Consider the following 15,839-nt stretch of genomic DNA (forward strand, 5'->3'; position numbering starts at 1 on the left):
ATGAAATGCTGATTAGGCAGAAAGATAGTCTTTTAAATTACCCTTTAGGAAGTATTCCCACCCACTAATACAGCTTTCCCTTTTGAATTCGGGAATTCCTGAAGGGAAGTCTTCCTGCACCAGAACGGTCAGAGTTAATTCACTTTTATGCTCGTTTCCGGAAATCTCAAAAGTTGAGGTGGATTTTCCGGGATATTCATCAAATTGCCAGCTATAGGTAATTTTTTGTCCGGGGATTACCTCAATAACCTTCCATTTATGTGTAAACATCCGGTCTTCAGAAGAAACCTTAAAAGAAGTTTTAAACCCCTCCCGGGCTTCAAATGTTTTCAGGACTTCAAAGTACCACTTCTTCATTTCAGAAAGCTGTGTAAGGGCATTCCATAGGATGCCCTGACCTTTATTAAAATTAACCTTGATTATAATAGGGGAATCTGATTTTTTCATTCTTTCTGAATAGAGGGCTGACCAGACGAATTATGTTAAAAATTCACAAAACTGATAAAAATACCAAACCCTGACATCTTGTTTCCGTAGGTAAGGTGAATTCTAAATTTAAATAAATTATCATGAAAATCTTTAAAATGTATCAATTAGCAGCCCTGGCTGTTTTAGTATTATCTGCCGGTTCCCTGACAGGACAACAGGCCAAAATGGACGGGAATACCAAAATGGTAGGTGGTGCCGCTATGTATCCCACCAAGGATATCGTTTCCAATGCTGTGAATTCAAAGGACCACACAACGCTGGTTGCAGCAGTTAAAGCAGCCGGATTGGTGGAAACCCTCCAGGGTGATGGCCCGTTTACTGTGTTTGCACCAACAAACAAAGCATTTGAGAAACTACCTGAGGGTACAGTGAGCTCTTTATTGGAGCCACAAAACAAACCCACTCTACAGGCAGTACTCACATATCACGTTTTAGCCGGTAAATACAGCGCATCTGACATTATTGATGCTATTAAGAAAGGAAATGGCAAGGCTACATTTTCAACCGTTAACGGCGCTATGTTAACTGCAATGTTAAAAGGGAAAAAAGTACAATTGAAGGATGCTTCAGGAAATATTTCCACAGTATCCATAAGTGATGTCAATCAGTCTAATGGAGTTATACATGTAGTGGATACAGTGGTATTACCCGTTATGTAGATTACAGATAAAAGTTAGTTGTTTGGTTGGTTATTTTTAGTGTAGCCGCCGGTATCTCGTATATCGGCGGTTTTTTGTCTGGATCAAATTTTCTGTCCAAACATGATCCTGTGGCCGTCAACAGTCTGTATTCCAAATTCTCGTTGCTCCCAGGGCTGGTCTTTGAGCGGATAGATAATGTCTACACCTTTTTTTAAGTATTCAGCATGAAGTTGATCAATGCCCTCTACATCTATGTATGCAAAATAAGAGTGATTCTTTGTTTCAAAGGCCGACCGATCGTCCGGACATTCCCCAAGCATGACAAAAATGGAATCCCGCTTTAAAAAATGCCAGCCTTCTCCATGCCATACACTTTGAAGTCCTAATTTTTCCTGGTAATATTTTGCTGAAACTGTAATGTCCTTAACAGCCAGTACATAGCGGTTACCAATCATCTCAGGCGTCTTTTTATTCATGCTTTTTATTTTTTATCGATTTGAGGTATTCCAGTAATTGGCTTCCGTATCTTATATTTCCAATTGCCTGGCATCCTAAGACATATATGCAGGGCCGAATATGGCTTTAGCCCAGGGATACACCAAACAAATGGCCGATATAGGCGGTCACTCCCATCGCAATAGTTCCCCAGAAAGTGATGCGCAACACCGCTTTTTTAACACTCGATCCTCCCGCTTTCGCCGCATATGCTCCCAGGATAATAAGGAATATGGTCGTTAAGATATATTGCCAGTAGATCATATATTTTAATGGTAGGAGCATGGAAGTAATTACCGGGAGCAATCCGCCGAAAATAAAAGATGCTCCTGAGGCAAAAGCGGCCTGTAAAGGTCTGGCTCTGGTTAGACTATTGATTCCCAGTTCATCCCTTGCATGAGCGCCAAGGGCATCGTGTTCTGTCATTTCTTGGGCTACACGCATGGCCAGTTCGGGGCTCAGACCCCTTGCTTTATAAATATCAGCGAGTTCTTTCAATTCCTCCTGTGGCATTTCCCTGAGTTCTTTTTCCTCTCTGGCAAGGTCTGAGGTTTCTATATCGGTTTGTGAACTTACCGATACGTATTCCCCGGCGGCCATAGACAGGGCACCTGCCACCAGTCCGGCTACACCGGCCAGGACAATGGGCTCTCGGCTTACGTTAGCAGCAGCCACCCCAATAATAAGACTTGCAGTAGATAAAATTCCATCGTTGGCACCGAGGATGGATGCCCTTAGCCAACCGCTACGACCCAGATAATGATCCTCTTTGTTTAAAATAGTATTCATATTCGTCTATAAATAATGCTTCTTCCTTCCACTAACGAAGCTTAAAATACCAATTTAGGCAGCGATTTCCTTTTTTCTGGCACTGATCTTTTCTGTTAAAAGAATCCAGAACGGACTAATCCCAATGGTAAGTGAGATCAGGGATATTGTAAAATCATAGGCGTAATCTGTAAGTATCTCAAGGTTTAATGCTGTTATACATATCAGGAAACTCAATTCCCCTATCTGTGCCAGCATTGCACCTCCAAAAATAGCTTCCCTCCACGAGTTGTTGTACATTTTTAAAATAAGAGTATTTATGGCATGATTAAGTCCAAAAACAGCGACGAGGACCAATCCCAGCGGAAGAAGATTGTCGAGCAGGAAGGTAATGTTAATCTGCGCGCCGATACTGATAAAGAAAACGGCCACAAAAAGGATTCTGAAGGAATGAATGGCGTCGTGTATCCATCGTGTTGCCTTCCCCGCATGCATTATGAGTCCGCCTACAAAAGCTCCCAGGGCTTCTGATATTCCAAACATCCCTGCAACTACTGCACCGGCAAAACAAAAGAACAGGGCCAGAAAAACCTGTAACTCATGGTCCTTCATGATCGACTTTCTAAAGGGCAACCAGGTGATTTCTTTTCTCACATAGATGTAAATAATGGTAGAAATGATCAAAATACCGCCAATGATTTTCAAAAGAATGGATTCTGTAGAGGTATTCTCCCCGCTGAAAATCGAAATAAGGATCAGGATAGGGGCAATGGCAATATCCTGGGCCAGTAGAATACTGGAAACGTTCTGTCCTATTTTTTTGTCTAATAAATCCTTGTCCTCAAGCAACTTAAAGATGACCGCAGAACTAGACAAGGCAATGACAAAACCCAGAACCAAAATCCGGGTGGTATCCCATCCAAATAGCAAACCAATTCCCCATACAGCTCCGATACTCAGAAGGAACTGTCCCAGCGTCCCGAAAAGGGCCAGTCGCCAATTTCCCACAAAGGAATACAAATCGATCTCCATCCCGATAAAGAAAAATAAAAGTATGATCCCCAGCTCACCAACGTATCTGATGTTAGTCTCATCGCCTATCAAATCGAAACCGTATTGTCCTATCAAAACCCCCAGGAGTATGTAGGCTATGAGGGTAGGCTGCTTTATCTTTTTTAAGAGGAAGCCAGAAACTACTACGGCAAGCCCTACGATACAAATGAGGGTGATAGAGGTGTGAAAGCCAGTGAGAAAAATCAAATCCATAGTTTTAAAATCAAAGGGTACTGTGGCTTTTCTATGGCCGGTTCATAATTAATTCATATGTACTAAAAAGACATAGGGATGATCACTAAGCATACTAGATCGAATCATCGTATCTCCTTAATTTATTTTTAAGTTGCAGTAATTCCTCTTCTAACACTTCCTGCCGTCTCAGCATGTTCATCACCACATCGATTCCTTCCAGATTAATATGTAAATCGCGATGAATACGAATGATTTTCTCTACTACATAGAGTGCATCCTGATGAATATACCGTTCCCCACTATACACTTCTAATTCGATAAGGCCAAACTCATTCATTTCCTGAAAAAAGGAATATTCGAGATCGTAAAGCTCACAAAGTTTGCCAACCGGGAAAAAGTCTTTTGGGTTCATCATGATCTTAGTTTAGCGAGTTCTTTAAATAAATCCTTCTCTCTGGAACTTAAATTTTCAGGGAGCTGAATATCATAGGTTATAAACAAGTCACCGTATTTACCTTCCTTTTTATAAACAGGAAACCCTTTACCTTTCAGTTTTACCTGAGTTCCATTGGGAGTCTCAGGTTTAACCCTCAATTTTACCTTCCCGTCGAATGTATCAACCAGGATCTCACCTCCCAGCAGGGCCTTGTAGAGATCGAGCTTTACCGTAGAGTAAAGATTGTCTCCATCCCGTCTGAATTTTGTGTTGTTCCAAATTGAAAACCTGATGTGGAGATCTCCCCTGGGCCCCCCATTGATCCCTTCGGCGCCATGGTTTTTGATCTTTATCACCTGCCCGTTCCGCACCCCGGCAGGGATGGTAAGCCGAATCTTCCTGTCATTTACCGTAAGCGTTCGTTTATGAGTTCTGTAGACATCTTCCAGCGAAAGTTCCAGCTCTGCATTGAGATCCTGTCCTCGAAATTGCATGCTACTGCCGCGTCTGCCTGTCCTGCCCCCAAACATCGAACTAAAAAAATCAGAAAAATCATCTTCTGAAAAAGATTCATGGGTAGCCCTACTCCTCTGGTACGTGGCTTGTTCCTGCTTTGCTTTTTCAAAGGCTTCAGCGTGTTGCCAGTCTTTTCCGTATTCATCGTACTTTACCCTATTTTCGCTATTGCTCAGTACTTCATGTGCCTCATTAATTTCTTTAAACTTCCTCTCCGCTTCTTTATCTCCGGGATTGACATCCGGATGGTACTTGCGGGCTAATTTTCTGTAGGCTTTTTTTATGTCAGCCTGACTAGCATTTTTCGATACGCCCAGTATTTTGTAATAGTCTATGAAATTCATAATTCGAATAATCCAAAATCAGATATAAGCTTGAAATTCAGTTGTTCTAATCTCACTGTAAACACATCAAAATAGAACCTTAAAATGAACTTGTTTACACTATCTGAAGGTCGGAATTAATTGGCAATTATCAAATTCAATAGTCAATAGTTTTTAGCCTTTCTTACCTCTTCCGACATTTAATATGTCTACCAATGGTTATAGATTTTACTCAGGAAAAATTCCTTTGGTCTTTTTGTCATATCCCGTAGGACGATTACATTTGACAGATGCAGATGGACCTATTTACAATTACGGCTATTCTTGTTTTTTTATCGGCAGTCTTCGGCTATATCAATGTCCGATTTCTTAAAATGCCTAATACCATAGGCCTGATGTTTATCACCATCATCTTTACCCTGGCTGTTTTTGCCCTGAGTTATGTAGATCCTACCTTGCTGAATGCTGAACGGTATATTTTGTCGCAAATCGACTTTAAGACGGTATTGCTGGATGTGATGCTGAGTTTCCTGCTTTTTGCCGGGGCTATGCATACCGATTTTGAGCAATTGAGAAAACACAGGTGGCCTATCCTGAGCTTTTCTACCCTGGGGGTGATTACTTCCACCTTCCTGGTAGGGACCTTGGTCTATTATATCCTGATGATAATGGGCATGAATGTTCCCTACATTCAGTGTTTGCTCTTTGGTGCTTTGATCTCCCCTACAGATCCAATTGCAGTTCTTGGAATTCTAAAACAGGCGGGGGTACCGAAAAAATTGGAAACTAAAATCGTTGGTGAATCCCTGTTCAATGACGGGGTAGGAGTGGTGGTATTTCTTACCCTATTTGAAATAGCCAGTCCGTCTGAAGAAGCTGTTTCAGCCTGGAGCGTTGTTGAGTTATTTGGGATTGAGGTGTTGGGGGGAGTTGTCCTGGGCTTGTTGCTGGGATGGGTGACTTACCGACTGATGAGGACTATTGACGACTATGATATTGAGGTAATTATTACCCTGGCTACTGTAATGACCGGTACAGTGATCGCTCATAAGCTTCATGTATCTGCGCCCCTGGCTATGGTTGTAGCCGGATTACTTATCGGGAATGATCGGTTGAGAGAAAGTGCAATGTCTGAAAACACTATAATTTATGTCGATAAGTTCTGGGAATTGATTGATATCCTGCTTAACACCTTGTTATTTGTTCTTTTGGGGATGGAGATACTGGTTCTGACTTATACAGCTGATTATCTTATTGCCGGGCTTATTGCGATTCCTGTTGTACTTATCTGCCGTTATATTTCTCTGCTACTTCCGATCACCTTTTTTAAAAAGAAACTCGAATTTGTCCCGAGAACAGACATTATCATGACCTGGGGTGGCCTCAGGGGGGCTATTTCCATCGCACTGGCTTTGGGCCTTACCGAAGCCATGAACAGGGATCTCTTCTTGCTGATCACCTACGTGGTAGTAGTCTTTTCGATAATGATTCAGGGCCTTACCGTTGGCAGGCTGGTAAAAAAGGTTGCGGCATCGAGCAATTAAATGGCACTAATAAGACGGATTTGTTTCAGCTGATCAGCCTCAGCCCTTCCCTCTTACTCAGCGGGTGTAAGGAAGTAGCTTGTACAAACTGTCTGACCCATTGCGGATTGGTTTTACTGTATTCCCGCAGGATCCAGCCAATAGCCTTGTTGATAAAAAATTCCTCACTTCCAGTAAGACTATGAATGGTGTCAGCCAGGAAATCGGTGTCCAGGGAATCCTTGTATTTTAATTGAAAAAGAAGTACAGAGCGTTGCAACCACATATTATTGCTAGACAGCCATTTCCCTGTGATCTTTTCTCTTTGTCCGGGAAAGGATTTAAAATACGGCCCTACAAGATTTGCCGCAATAAAATCTACAGTATCCCACCAGGATTTATGCGTAATCATATATTCGAAGAGTGTGTTATCTTCCATTCTCAAGGGTTTCAGGCACTTCTTTGCTAATTCCTGAGCCATGTATTGATTTTCCCGTTCAGGTTTGTTCCAGAGCTCGGTGACTACTGTGGGTATATCATCTCGCGGAGGTAAGAGGTGTTTCTGAAATACTATTTTCTGGATTTCCCTTCGTACCTGTGATTTTAGCCCGTAAAAACCGAACTGGTTTCGCATATAAGCTGTTTGACCTTCGGCAATATTGGGATCTCCTTTCTCATTACAATGGTCTTCCCAGGTTTTTAAAAAAGTCGAAATTTCAGCAGCTCCCAAAATCTTACGATGTTTTGTACTTCTCTCAAATATAGTATTTGAGAAATAAAGGCCCAATGGTGCTAAATCCTATGTAAGGACCTTAAATTCAATGCCGAAATTATTTAGTTCCTGCCAGAACCAATCTTTTTTCTAATTTTATACAAAAATCAACCGATGGCCGACCAACCCCGTTGTAAGAACTGTGACAATATCCTGGAACCCTCCTATGAATTCTGCCCCCGCTGCGGGCAGGAAATTTCGGATAATCTCACTTTCGGTGTTCTATTCAGCAAGACCATCAGTGATTATTTCTCGGTTGATGCGAGATTCTTCCGAAGTTTTATCCCCTTGATGTTCAAGCCCGGAATCCTGGCCAGGAGGTTTGTGGATGGAAAAAGGCTTAAATACCTGCATCCTGCCCAATTCTATTTATTTATCTCGGTCCTTTTTTTCTTTCTCTTTTCTTTTAACATCCGTAAGGCCGACAATGAAATGTCTGAAGCTTTTAAAAAGGGGATGGACAAACCGGAGTTAGAAATTGCACCTGACAGCATTAAACTGAGTTCCAAAGATTCACTGCAATTGATCAAGACAAAGGACATGATCAAAAAAAATAAAGACAAATGGGGTATCTCAGACGAGGATCTCAACGTTATCGATTCTGTGATGACAGAAACTGCTGAGAACCCAACCAGTATGAACCAGGGGATGACTTTAGATTTTGACAAGGAGGTGCTCGATTCCCTTATCGCTATTGGCGCACCTCAGCAGGAAAAACTGATGGCTATGGGAATGGAGGAAGATGCCACTGGTCTTAACCGCCGGTTTTATGAACAAATGCTGAAACTCTATGTGCAGAGAGGAGGGGGGATATTACAGACCTTCTACGATACTATTCCCATTGCAATGTTTTTACTGATGCCCCTGTTTGCCCTCCTTTTAAAGGTGTTTTACTGGAGACGTGGGAATTTTGCACATCATATGGTGTTCAGTTTTTACTTCTTCACCTTTTTATTTACGGCATTTTGTATAATCATACTCGCAAATAAGATATTTGATGTTCCTGTTTGGCTTGAAGTAATAATTACCCTGTCGTACCTGTTGTACCTGATCATCGCCCTGCGGAATTTTTATCGAAGCAGCTGGATTGGTGCTTTTATCAAAGCCAATATTATTTCCTTTATCTATATGTTGTTGATACTTCCTATGGCTTTCGTAGGAATAATTTTTATGGCCTTTATGCTCTATTAAGGACTATTTTTCAAAATATAAATAGATATACATCGCCGCCCCGAAATGGGTAGCATCTGTGGAGGTAAGTTTCCACCCGTCTGCTGAATACTTATTCAATTTATCCTGTATTCCTTTTTTAGATGCTTCAAGGATATGATTGCGTCCGGCGAATAATTTTGAATAATAAACGAGTGTTTCTACTTTGTAATGTGTCATTGCATATTCTGATTAATCCAACATAAATAAGGCGTTGACAAAAAAGAGTTTGCCATTTTCCCAGAACCCCCTGAACAAAGGATTGTCGACCATATAGACTACTTGACCACGTCCGTTGTTTTCTACGCCAAATACAAGGGTGTTTGCAATCATTTTTTGCGCTTCGCTTCCTGCGAAACCAGACATTGGTCGGGTATTCTCTTCCAGATAAGAAACAGTCCCGTATTTCAGATATTCATAACGTGCATTGCCAAGTTTCAGACTGTAGTAAGTATCTCCGTATCCGAAGGCCAGCGGATGTGTTGGGTCTACCTTTGTTTTGAATATGGCCCCGGTGATCTGATGCTTCATACGTTCGCGTTGCATATCCTCGTATAATCCGGGTTCTTCCTCATTATCGCTCTCCTCCTTTGAATTCTCCCTGGCTTTAATCCCGAATCCTTCTTTCCCTTCCAACGTGGTTATAGCATCGGCCATGGCGATCAATCGGCCCCCGCTTTCAACCCAACTTTTAATCTTGGACAATACGCCATCATCCAGAAAGCTACGGTAACCCCGTCCATTTGGAAGGACTAGTACGTCGTATTCTGAAAGATCCACCCTTCTGAAATAATCTGCATCAAGTACCGTCAGCGGATAATTGAGTTGTTGTTCAAAGAAATGCCACACTTCTCCGAAACTCAGAGATGAGGTGGGTTCCCCTGATAGGACCGCTATTTTTGCCGGATTTATCATCTTAACCTCACTGGAACCAAAGTCTTTTCCCTTGTCTACAAAACCGGTTGAAACAGCAGTGACCTCCTTTTGTGGGAATTCGCTTATGATTTCGAAAAATCGATTTATACTTGTGCTATCAGGGTTATCAGCCCTTGTAATAATAAGGCTGCCCCTATTAAAAGTATTCCCCTCCAGGGTGAAAGGTAAGTGGGATGTTCTCACCTTTATACCGGCATTGAGAAGTTGAGCCAGAAAACGCGCATCTTCCATACTATTCCAATCGGTAACATAGGCATAGGAATCTGCAGCTGGCTTTGGATAGCTCTGCATATTTTGTAGTGGGACCGACTTTACAATGCTATTCGATGCGATGGCATCCAGTCCGTAGGCATAAGGCAAAGACCAGGCCGTAATATCATAGGTAAGGGAATCACTTAATGCAGCGTCTGGCTCGAACAATACTTTCACCATGGTGCCCTTGGCCTGATTCGTTGATACTACCAGGCTGTTGGAATTCATTTGTAAGCTCCCGCTTTTACCCGACTTATAATCGAAGCCTTTGACCTGTCCGTTGGTCCCTCTGCCATATTCGATTTTATGCTGTTCCAATAAGCTGGCCAGTGCATTGATATGGTCAGAATTGCCATTGAGTACATAGCTATTGTACTTAAAATTCTTGGGTTGATAAAATTTTCTGAACTCCTCGTTAAGACTTGTTGTATTCTGAGAAGCTACCTCAATAGTTGATAAACCTGTAGTATGATGATGGGCTATTCTGTCTTTTAGTGTTAGGGTGTCTCCTATACTGGTTTTTACTCCCAGACCGGCACGTCCGCTGCCGCCCTGTTCATAAGTCATCCCTATGGCCCCGTTATAGGTAGGATAAGTATCGCCATAACTGGGATAGAAGAGATCAAAGCGCTCCTTGGTAAAATAGAACCAGCCATTTGCATCAAAATACTTTGCATGATTTCTGCCAAGAGTCTCCTGGAAGGACCGTTGGAAGGGGGTAACCACTTCGTGATAAGGCTCGGCCGAAGGGGCAAAAAAGTAGGGATTATCAACACCTTGCTCGTGGAAATCCACGTGTACGTGAGGTAGCCACTGATTGTACATTACTAGTCGTTGCCGACTCTCCACCTGGGTTAGCCACGCCCAATCCCGATTGAGATCGAACATATAGTGATTGGCGCGCCCGCTTAACCAGCCCTCATGGTGCTCTTTGCTATCAGGGTTTACCTGGTAGGGGGTATTCTTAAATGAATTGTAGAAGTTAACATAACGATCGCGACCATCGGGGTTTATACAAGGATCGATGATGACAACGGTGTTTTCCAGATATTCCTTTTTAGTGGTCAGCAACTCATAGATGGTCTGCATTGATGCTTCTGTACTTACGCTTTCATTCCCGTGTACGTTGTAACTCAGCCAGACGATGGCTTTGGAAGCATTTCCTCCGCCTGTAGTGCTTTGAAGATGCTCTTGTCTGATAGTCTCGAGATTCTCCATGTTTTCCGGCGATGATACGTAAGCCAATAACAGGGGCCGTCTCTCATTAGTTTTGCCATAAGGTATCAGTTGAACGCGGTCAGCTGCTGAAGTCGCCAGGTATTTGTAATAATCAACCACCTGATGGTGCCTGGAGAACTGAGTTCCCAGTTCGTAACCGAGGAATTCTGAAGGGGATTGAATATTCTGAGAAAAAGTAAATAACGGAAGTATAAAAAGAAAAGAAAGAATCTGTTTTTTCATAGGAAATATATGAGATGCGAATCTCAAATCTAAGGATTTAAATCGAATTGATCATTTGAAATCTACTTCGAATTACCAGCCAGGATACGGGCACTAAACATAGAGGAAAAGGCATGTTTTATTCCATCAAACGTGAACTACATTGAATTTGAAACAACTTAACGTATTTTTGGGATATGAGAATCGCCAGAACCTTATCTTTGAAAAGCAGTAACAAACCAATATGCAGTTAGAAGGAATCCCATTCCGAAAAACCGGGTATTTTTCAGATCTTATCAATGACTACCTGGATGAGTCTGACTCATTAAAGCCGTTCTACGCCAGATTCCCAAACATAGAGTCCTTTAAGTCACAACTAGAGGAAAAAAAACAGTCATTTACAGAAAAGCAACGGACAGTCCTGGTAAAGGCTCTTAGAAAACAATACGGCGAGATTTCGGCAACGACCAGAACGAAGGAACATATAAAACTGCTGTCGGAAAACAATACATTTACGATCGTTACAGGTCATCAGCTGAATCTGTTTACAGGTCCTCTTTACTTTCTTTACAAGATTATTTCTACTATTAATCTCTGCACGACACTTAAGAAACAGTACCCCGACTATCATTTTGTGCCCGTATACTGGATGGCAACAGAGGATCACGATTTTGAAGAGATCAATTACTTCAATTTTAAAGGGAAAAAGTTGCAGTGGAATCGTGAATCAGAAGGCGCAGTAGGAAGTTTATCTACAAAGGGGCTAGACGGGGTCCTGGAAATGTTTACTCTTGAAATGGGAGCCGGTAAGTTTGCCGCTGAACTGAAACGCCTTTTTAAAGAAGCTTACCTCAAACACGAGGATCTGGCTTCTGCAACCCGTTACCTTGCAAATGAACTTTTTGGAAAAGAAGGCCTTGTCATTGTAGATGGAGATGATGCCTTATTAAAACAATCCCTCGTTCCCTATATCAGACAAGATCTGTTCCAGAACATTGCATTTAAAGAGGTGTCAAAGACCATAAATAAACTGGAATCCGTTGCAGAAGGATATAATATTCAGGTCAATCCCAGGGAGATCAATTATTTTTATTTAAAAGAAGGGCTACGAGAACGCATCCTTGAAAAGGATGGGATGTTTTATGTAAACAACACTGCCCTTGAGTTTACAAAAGAAGAGATTGCAAAGGAAATTGAGCAATATCCGGAGAGATTCTCCCCCAATGTAATCGCCAGGCCCCTTTATCAGGAAGTAATACTACCTAATTTGTGTTATATCGGGGGTGGAGGTGAACTGGCCTACTGGCTTGAATTGAAATCTTTTTTTGATGCTGTTGAAGTACCTTTCCCTATTCTCCTCCTGCGCAATTCAGCCCTGGCGATCACGGAGAAACAGCAACTCAAGCTTCAAAAAATGAACCTTAAGGTAGCCGACCTTTTCCTGGACCAGAATCGTCTGATCAATAAAAAAATACGTGAAATTTCTAATATAGACATTGATTTTAGCCCTCAGAGAAATCACTTGAAAGAGCAATTTAAAGAACTATATAAGCTGGCAGAGAAAACAGACAAATCCTTTCTGGGAGCAGTGAAAGCTCAGGAAGTAAAACAATTAAAAGGACTCGACAAACTTGAGAAAAGGCTGTTGAAAGCTCAGAAAAGAAAGTTGAAAGATCAGGTGGTTCGGATGACGGAAATCCAGAATGAACTATTTCCAAATCAATCTCTTCAGGAACGCAGTCTTAATTTTTCAGAACTCTATCTCGACATAGGGGAAGATTTGATTCCTAAGCTCATTAAATCCCTCGATCCGCTGGCAAAGGAATTTTATGTTCTTCGATTTCCCTGATGATTCAGAAGTTTCAGGTTTTTTATCGAATAAATTGATTTTAATAACCCACCCATGCACAACATAGATATCGATTTGGTAGAAATGACACTCGATGTCATGAAATATGCCATTAACAGGATCACCAATAATTCGCCTTCCTTAGGAGAGATCAAAAAGGAAGAAGAGCTGCTTGCCCTGGTCGGGGAGACTATAACTCCCGAGGGGATAGGAGGGGAGAAGGCTTTTGAGCTGTTTCGCGATGTACTTGTGAAGTCAACAGTCCCTATAGACCACCCCAGGCATCTTGCATTTGTTCCGGCCTCCCCAACACGAGCTGCGGTGATGTTCGATTTGGTTACATCGGCATCAAGCATCCACGGAGCCTATTGGATGGAAGGAGCAGGGGGAATTTTCTGTGAGAATCAGGCAATGAAATGGTTGGTTTCCCTTACGGGTATGCCGGCAGGAGCTTTTGGGGTGTTCACCAGCGGGGGAACCGCTGCCAATCTTTCCGCTATGGTCACTGCCCGTGAAAAATGGCGTAAAAAGCCCGAAAACTGCAATAAAAAAGGCCTGATTATAACTTCTTCAGGAGCGCATTCGTCCATTAAGGCCATGGCCAAAGTGATCGATGCCGATGTCCACCTTGTTGAAACGGACGGACCTATGACCAGTTTAGCCCTGCAAGAGCAGATCAATTCGATGGATATTGATAAACGAGAACGCTTGTTCGCTATTGTGGCTACCGGTGGCACTACCAATGCCGGAATAATAGATGATCTCCAGGGTATTGCCGCCGTTTGTGAAAAAGAAGAGCTGTGGTTTCATGTAGATGCAGCCTACGGAGGTGGGGCACTGGTTGCGGAATCTGTAAGACATCTTTTTAATGGGATTGAAAAAGCAGACAGTATTACCATCGACCCGCATAAATGGCTTTTTTCCCCATATGATTGTGGAGCAATCCTATATAAAGAGCCTGCGCTTGCCCTGGAGGCACATTCTCAGGAGGGCTCATACCTCGATATTTTTAAAGATGAAGGCGCCAGCGGTTTTAACCCTGCGGATTACCAGATCCAGTTAACCCGAAGGTTAAGGGGAATGCCTCTGTGGTTTTCTCTTGCTACTCATGGCACGGAGAAGTACAAATGGGCTGTGGAACGGGGTATAGAATTGGCTAATAAAGCCGGTGAATTAATAGAAGGGAGATCAGAACTATCCCTGGTGAGACCACCCAGCTTGTCTTGTGTCTTATTCCGGCGTGAAGGCTGGAATGCGCACCAATATAAAGAGTGGACCTACCGAAACCACAGGGATGGGATAGCTTTGGTGACACCTACCTTGTGGAAATCTGAGGGGGAGTACCAGACGGTATTACGCTTTTGTTTTATAAACCCGGACACTACAGAAGAAGACATCAGGGTTATTTTAGATACCCTGGGAGAACCTTAGATTGCATTGATCCTATGGGACGATAAATTCGCCCTCCCACCGATCATTTTCCCGGGAATAATTCACACGAATGTGATTAGGACGTTTTAACTGAAGGTATTCTATTTTAAAGGGGATGACTTCAATGATACAAAAATGATCCTCATCGTCGAGGTAGTCTAACTGATCAGGACTGTCGAGGCTAGTTCCAGGTGTAGACACCGTTGTATAATCTTTTCTTGCTTTTAGCTCTATTTCATCCCATGCTTGGGAGATAGCCTCCTTATCATGAATTACATTGGCGATTCCTTCCATTCGAATCTGAGTCAGCGTCTGTGGATTGTAAAATAACAGGCCAACATTTTTATTTTCCTGTAAGTGGATCATTTTTTTTGACCTGCTGTCGGTATAAAAAATGAGTTTCAGATCCTTTTCAAATTTTCGCAATACGACAGTTCTCAGTCGGGCGACTCGCTCCAAACCCACTGTGGCCAGGGTAAAATAGCGATAAGGGTGGTCTTTATCAGAGGCAGCCCGTTGCAGTTCAGTTTTAATTTCCTCTAAATAATTTTGAATCATCAATGTGTTATTTATGTATTAAAGATAAAAATTTTGAAGATGAGGTAGGGTTTTTTTAAAGTGAGTTGTTCTATAATAAATTGCTTTGAAAAAGAATTTTAGCAAAGTGTCATAAAAATTCATGTGTTTAGGTTGGTTTTTGATTTGAAAGCCCTGACCGTAGGGGTCAGGGCTTTTCTTTTTCCTCCTATTGTTCTTATAAATTTCATATTTATTGCACTTCGTAATCTAGCCGCATGGTAATAGAGGCGGTTTTTTTCTTTTCTGAAGTATTGTAAACCCCGCCCCAACTGTATTCTTCATCTGAGTTTTGTCCTGTTATCTGAAATACTCCCATTTTGGCTGAGAGAAGATTTCCAAGGTCTCCGCCTGAATTTTCTGCTATTTTTTCTGCCCGAAGTCGAGCATCTTCCGTAGCCTGAGCAATCATTTTAATTTTCAGATCGGCCAATTGGGTGTAATAATATCTGGGAGGAGAGGAGTTAAATTGAACTCCCTTATTCAGCAATTCAGTGATTTCTCTTGCCACTTCCTCAATGAGCTCTACATCATTTGATTCGATTTTTACGCTCTGTGTTAAGGAATACCCTCGAAAAACACTCCCAATATAATTTCCATTGTCGTATTTGTTGTCCCTTTGTTCTGCGGTCTGAACCGAATTGAAGATGATATTTGCCTCAGGAATTCCTTTCGATAATAAATAATTCTTCACTATTTCCTTATCTGTATTGAGCTGTTCAAAGGCCGCTTTAAGGTTGGTGTTAAAGGTTGAAAAATATCCTTCCCAAACGATAAGATCAGAAGTAAAATTCTCGTTTCCAAGGCCAGTCACTGTGATGATCTTGGGGGGATTGGCTCTATCCTTATAGGCATTGCCAAGAAAGAAGGCTGCAATTATTATCGATATTCCAAAAATCAGGGAGGATGCGTGTTTCATTTTCTTAAAGGTTGAT

At 42.0% G+C, this 15,839-nt stretch carries 16 protein-coding genes; 5 read left to right on the plus strand and 11 right to left on the minus strand.

The features are described from left to right. Window positions 1-12 precede the first annotated feature (12 nt). Window positions 13-447, minus strand: a complete 435-nt coding sequence (locus ACA086_RS07025; RefSeq protein ID WP_371002627.1) for an SRPBCC domain-containing protein — start codon at window positions 445-447, stop codon at window positions 13-15. A 122-nt stretch (window positions 448-569) separates the two neighbouring features. On the opposite strand from ACA086_RS07025, the gene ACA086_RS07030 reads away from it, so the two are divergent. Then, window positions 570-1,148, plus strand: coding sequence for a fasciclin domain-containing protein (locus tag ACA086_RS07030; RefSeq protein ID WP_371002628.1), 579 nt, complete (start codon window positions 570-572; stop codon window positions 1,146-1,148). Window positions 1,149-1,231: 83 nt separating this feature from the next. Here the strand turns inward: ACA086_RS07030 and ACA086_RS07035 are convergent, their stop codons facing one another. From ACA086_RS07035 to ACA086_RS07055, 5 genes are all read right to left on the minus strand, one after another. Further along, the gene (locus tag ACA086_RS07035; protein WP_371002629.1) at window positions 1,232-1,606 is read right to left on the minus strand and encodes a VOC family protein; all 375 of its coding nucleotides are present in this window, start codon (window positions 1,604-1,606) and stop codon (window positions 1,232-1,234) included. 106 nt (window positions 1,607-1,712) lie between these two features. Continuing rightward, window positions 1,713-2,414 carry a VIT family protein gene (locus ACA086_RS07040; RefSeq protein WP_371002630.1) on the minus strand — a complete coding sequence of 234 codons (702 nt, stop codon included), beginning with the start codon at window positions 2,412-2,414 and terminating at the stop codon, window positions 1,713-1,715. A 54-nt stretch (window positions 2,415-2,468) separates the two neighbouring features. Next, complete coding sequence (locus tag ACA086_RS07045; protein WP_371002631.1) at window positions 2,469-3,659, minus strand: cation:proton antiporter; 1,191 nt, start codon at window positions 3,657-3,659, stop codon at window positions 2,469-2,471. A 94-nt stretch (window positions 3,660-3,753) separates the two neighbouring features. Next, window positions 3,754-4,056, minus strand: a complete 303-nt coding sequence (locus ACA086_RS07050) for a chaperone modulator CbpM (RefSeq protein ID WP_371002632.1) — start codon at window positions 4,054-4,056, stop codon at window positions 3,754-3,756. After that, the gene (locus ACA086_RS07055; protein ID WP_371002633.1) at window positions 4,053-4,937 is read right to left on the minus strand and encodes a DnaJ C-terminal domain-containing protein; all 885 of its coding nucleotides are present in this window, start codon (window positions 4,935-4,937) and stop codon (window positions 4,053-4,055) included. The genes ACA086_RS07050 and ACA086_RS07055 overlap by 4 nt, the downstream gene beginning before the upstream one ends. A gap of 275 nt (window positions 4,938-5,212) precedes the next feature. On the opposite strand from ACA086_RS07055, the gene ACA086_RS07060 reads away from it, so the two are divergent. Further along, window positions 5,213-6,460 carry a cation:proton antiporter gene (locus ACA086_RS07060; protein ID WP_371002634.1) on the plus strand — a complete coding sequence of 416 codons (1,248 nt, stop codon included), beginning with the start codon at window positions 5,213-5,215 and terminating at the stop codon, window positions 6,458-6,460. Between the two features lie 25 nt (window positions 6,461-6,485). Here ACA086_RS07060 and ACA086_RS07065 read toward each other — a convergent pair whose 3' ends face one another. Beyond that, the gene (locus ACA086_RS07065; protein WP_371002635.1) at window positions 6,486-7,169 is read right to left on the minus strand and encodes a DNA alkylation repair protein; all 684 of its coding nucleotides are present in this window, start codon (window positions 7,167-7,169) and stop codon (window positions 6,486-6,488) included. Window positions 7,170-7,325: 156 nt separating this feature from the next. On the opposite strand from ACA086_RS07065, the gene ACA086_RS07070 reads away from it, so the two are divergent. Next, entirely contained in the window at window positions 7,326-8,402 is a 1,077-nt protein-coding gene (locus ACA086_RS07070; protein WP_371002636.1) for a DUF3667 domain-containing protein, read from the plus strand. A 3-nt stretch (window positions 8,403-8,405) separates the two neighbouring features. Here the strand turns inward: ACA086_RS07070 and ACA086_RS07075 are convergent, their stop codons facing one another. Both ACA086_RS07075 and ACA086_RS07080 read right to left on the minus strand, forming a co-directional pair. After that, window positions 8,406-8,600, minus strand: a complete 195-nt coding sequence (locus tag ACA086_RS07075; RefSeq protein ID WP_371002637.1) for a DUF4177 domain-containing protein — start codon at window positions 8,598-8,600, stop codon at window positions 8,406-8,408. A gap of 12 nt (window positions 8,601-8,612) precedes the next feature. Further along, window positions 8,613-11,069, minus strand: coding sequence for a M14 family metallopeptidase (locus tag ACA086_RS07080; RefSeq protein ID WP_371002638.1), 2,457 nt, complete (start codon window positions 11,067-11,069; stop codon window positions 8,613-8,615). A gap of 223 nt (window positions 11,070-11,292) precedes the next feature. On the opposite strand from ACA086_RS07080, the gene bshC reads away from it, so the two are divergent. Both bshC and ACA086_RS07090 read left to right on the plus strand, forming a co-directional pair. After that, window positions 11,293-12,897, plus strand: coding sequence for a bacillithiol biosynthesis cysteine-adding enzyme BshC (gene bshC / locus ACA086_RS07085; protein WP_371002639.1), 1,605 nt, complete (start codon window positions 11,293-11,295; stop codon window positions 12,895-12,897). Window positions 12,898-12,951: 54 nt separating this feature from the next. Beyond that, on the plus strand, window positions 12,952-14,328 hold the full coding sequence (locus tag ACA086_RS07090) for an aspartate aminotransferase family protein (protein ID WP_371002640.1): 1,377 nt from the start codon (window positions 12,952-12,954) through the stop codon (window positions 14,326-14,328). A gap of 12 nt (window positions 14,329-14,340) precedes the next feature. Here ACA086_RS07090 and ACA086_RS07095 read toward each other — a convergent pair whose 3' ends face one another. Both ACA086_RS07095 and ACA086_RS07100 read right to left on the minus strand, forming a co-directional pair. Continuing rightward, a complete protein-coding gene (locus ACA086_RS07095) occupies window positions 14,341-14,886 on the minus strand; it encodes a pyridoxamine 5'-phosphate oxidase family protein (protein ID WP_371002641.1) in 546 nt (181 codons plus the stop codon). Between the two features lie 211 nt (window positions 14,887-15,097). Next, window positions 15,098-15,823: an SIMPL domain-containing protein gene (locus tag ACA086_RS07100; protein WP_371002642.1), complete on the minus strand. Its 726-nt coding sequence runs from the start codon at window positions 15,821-15,823 to the stop codon at window positions 15,098-15,100. Between the last annotated feature and the right edge of the window lie 16 nt (window positions 15,824-15,839).

It is taken from the genome of Muriicola sp. E247 (assembly GCF_041358175.1).
In the GTDB taxonomy this organism is placed as follows: Bacteria; Bacteroidota; Bacteroidia; order Flavobacteriales; family Flavobacteriaceae; genus Muriicola.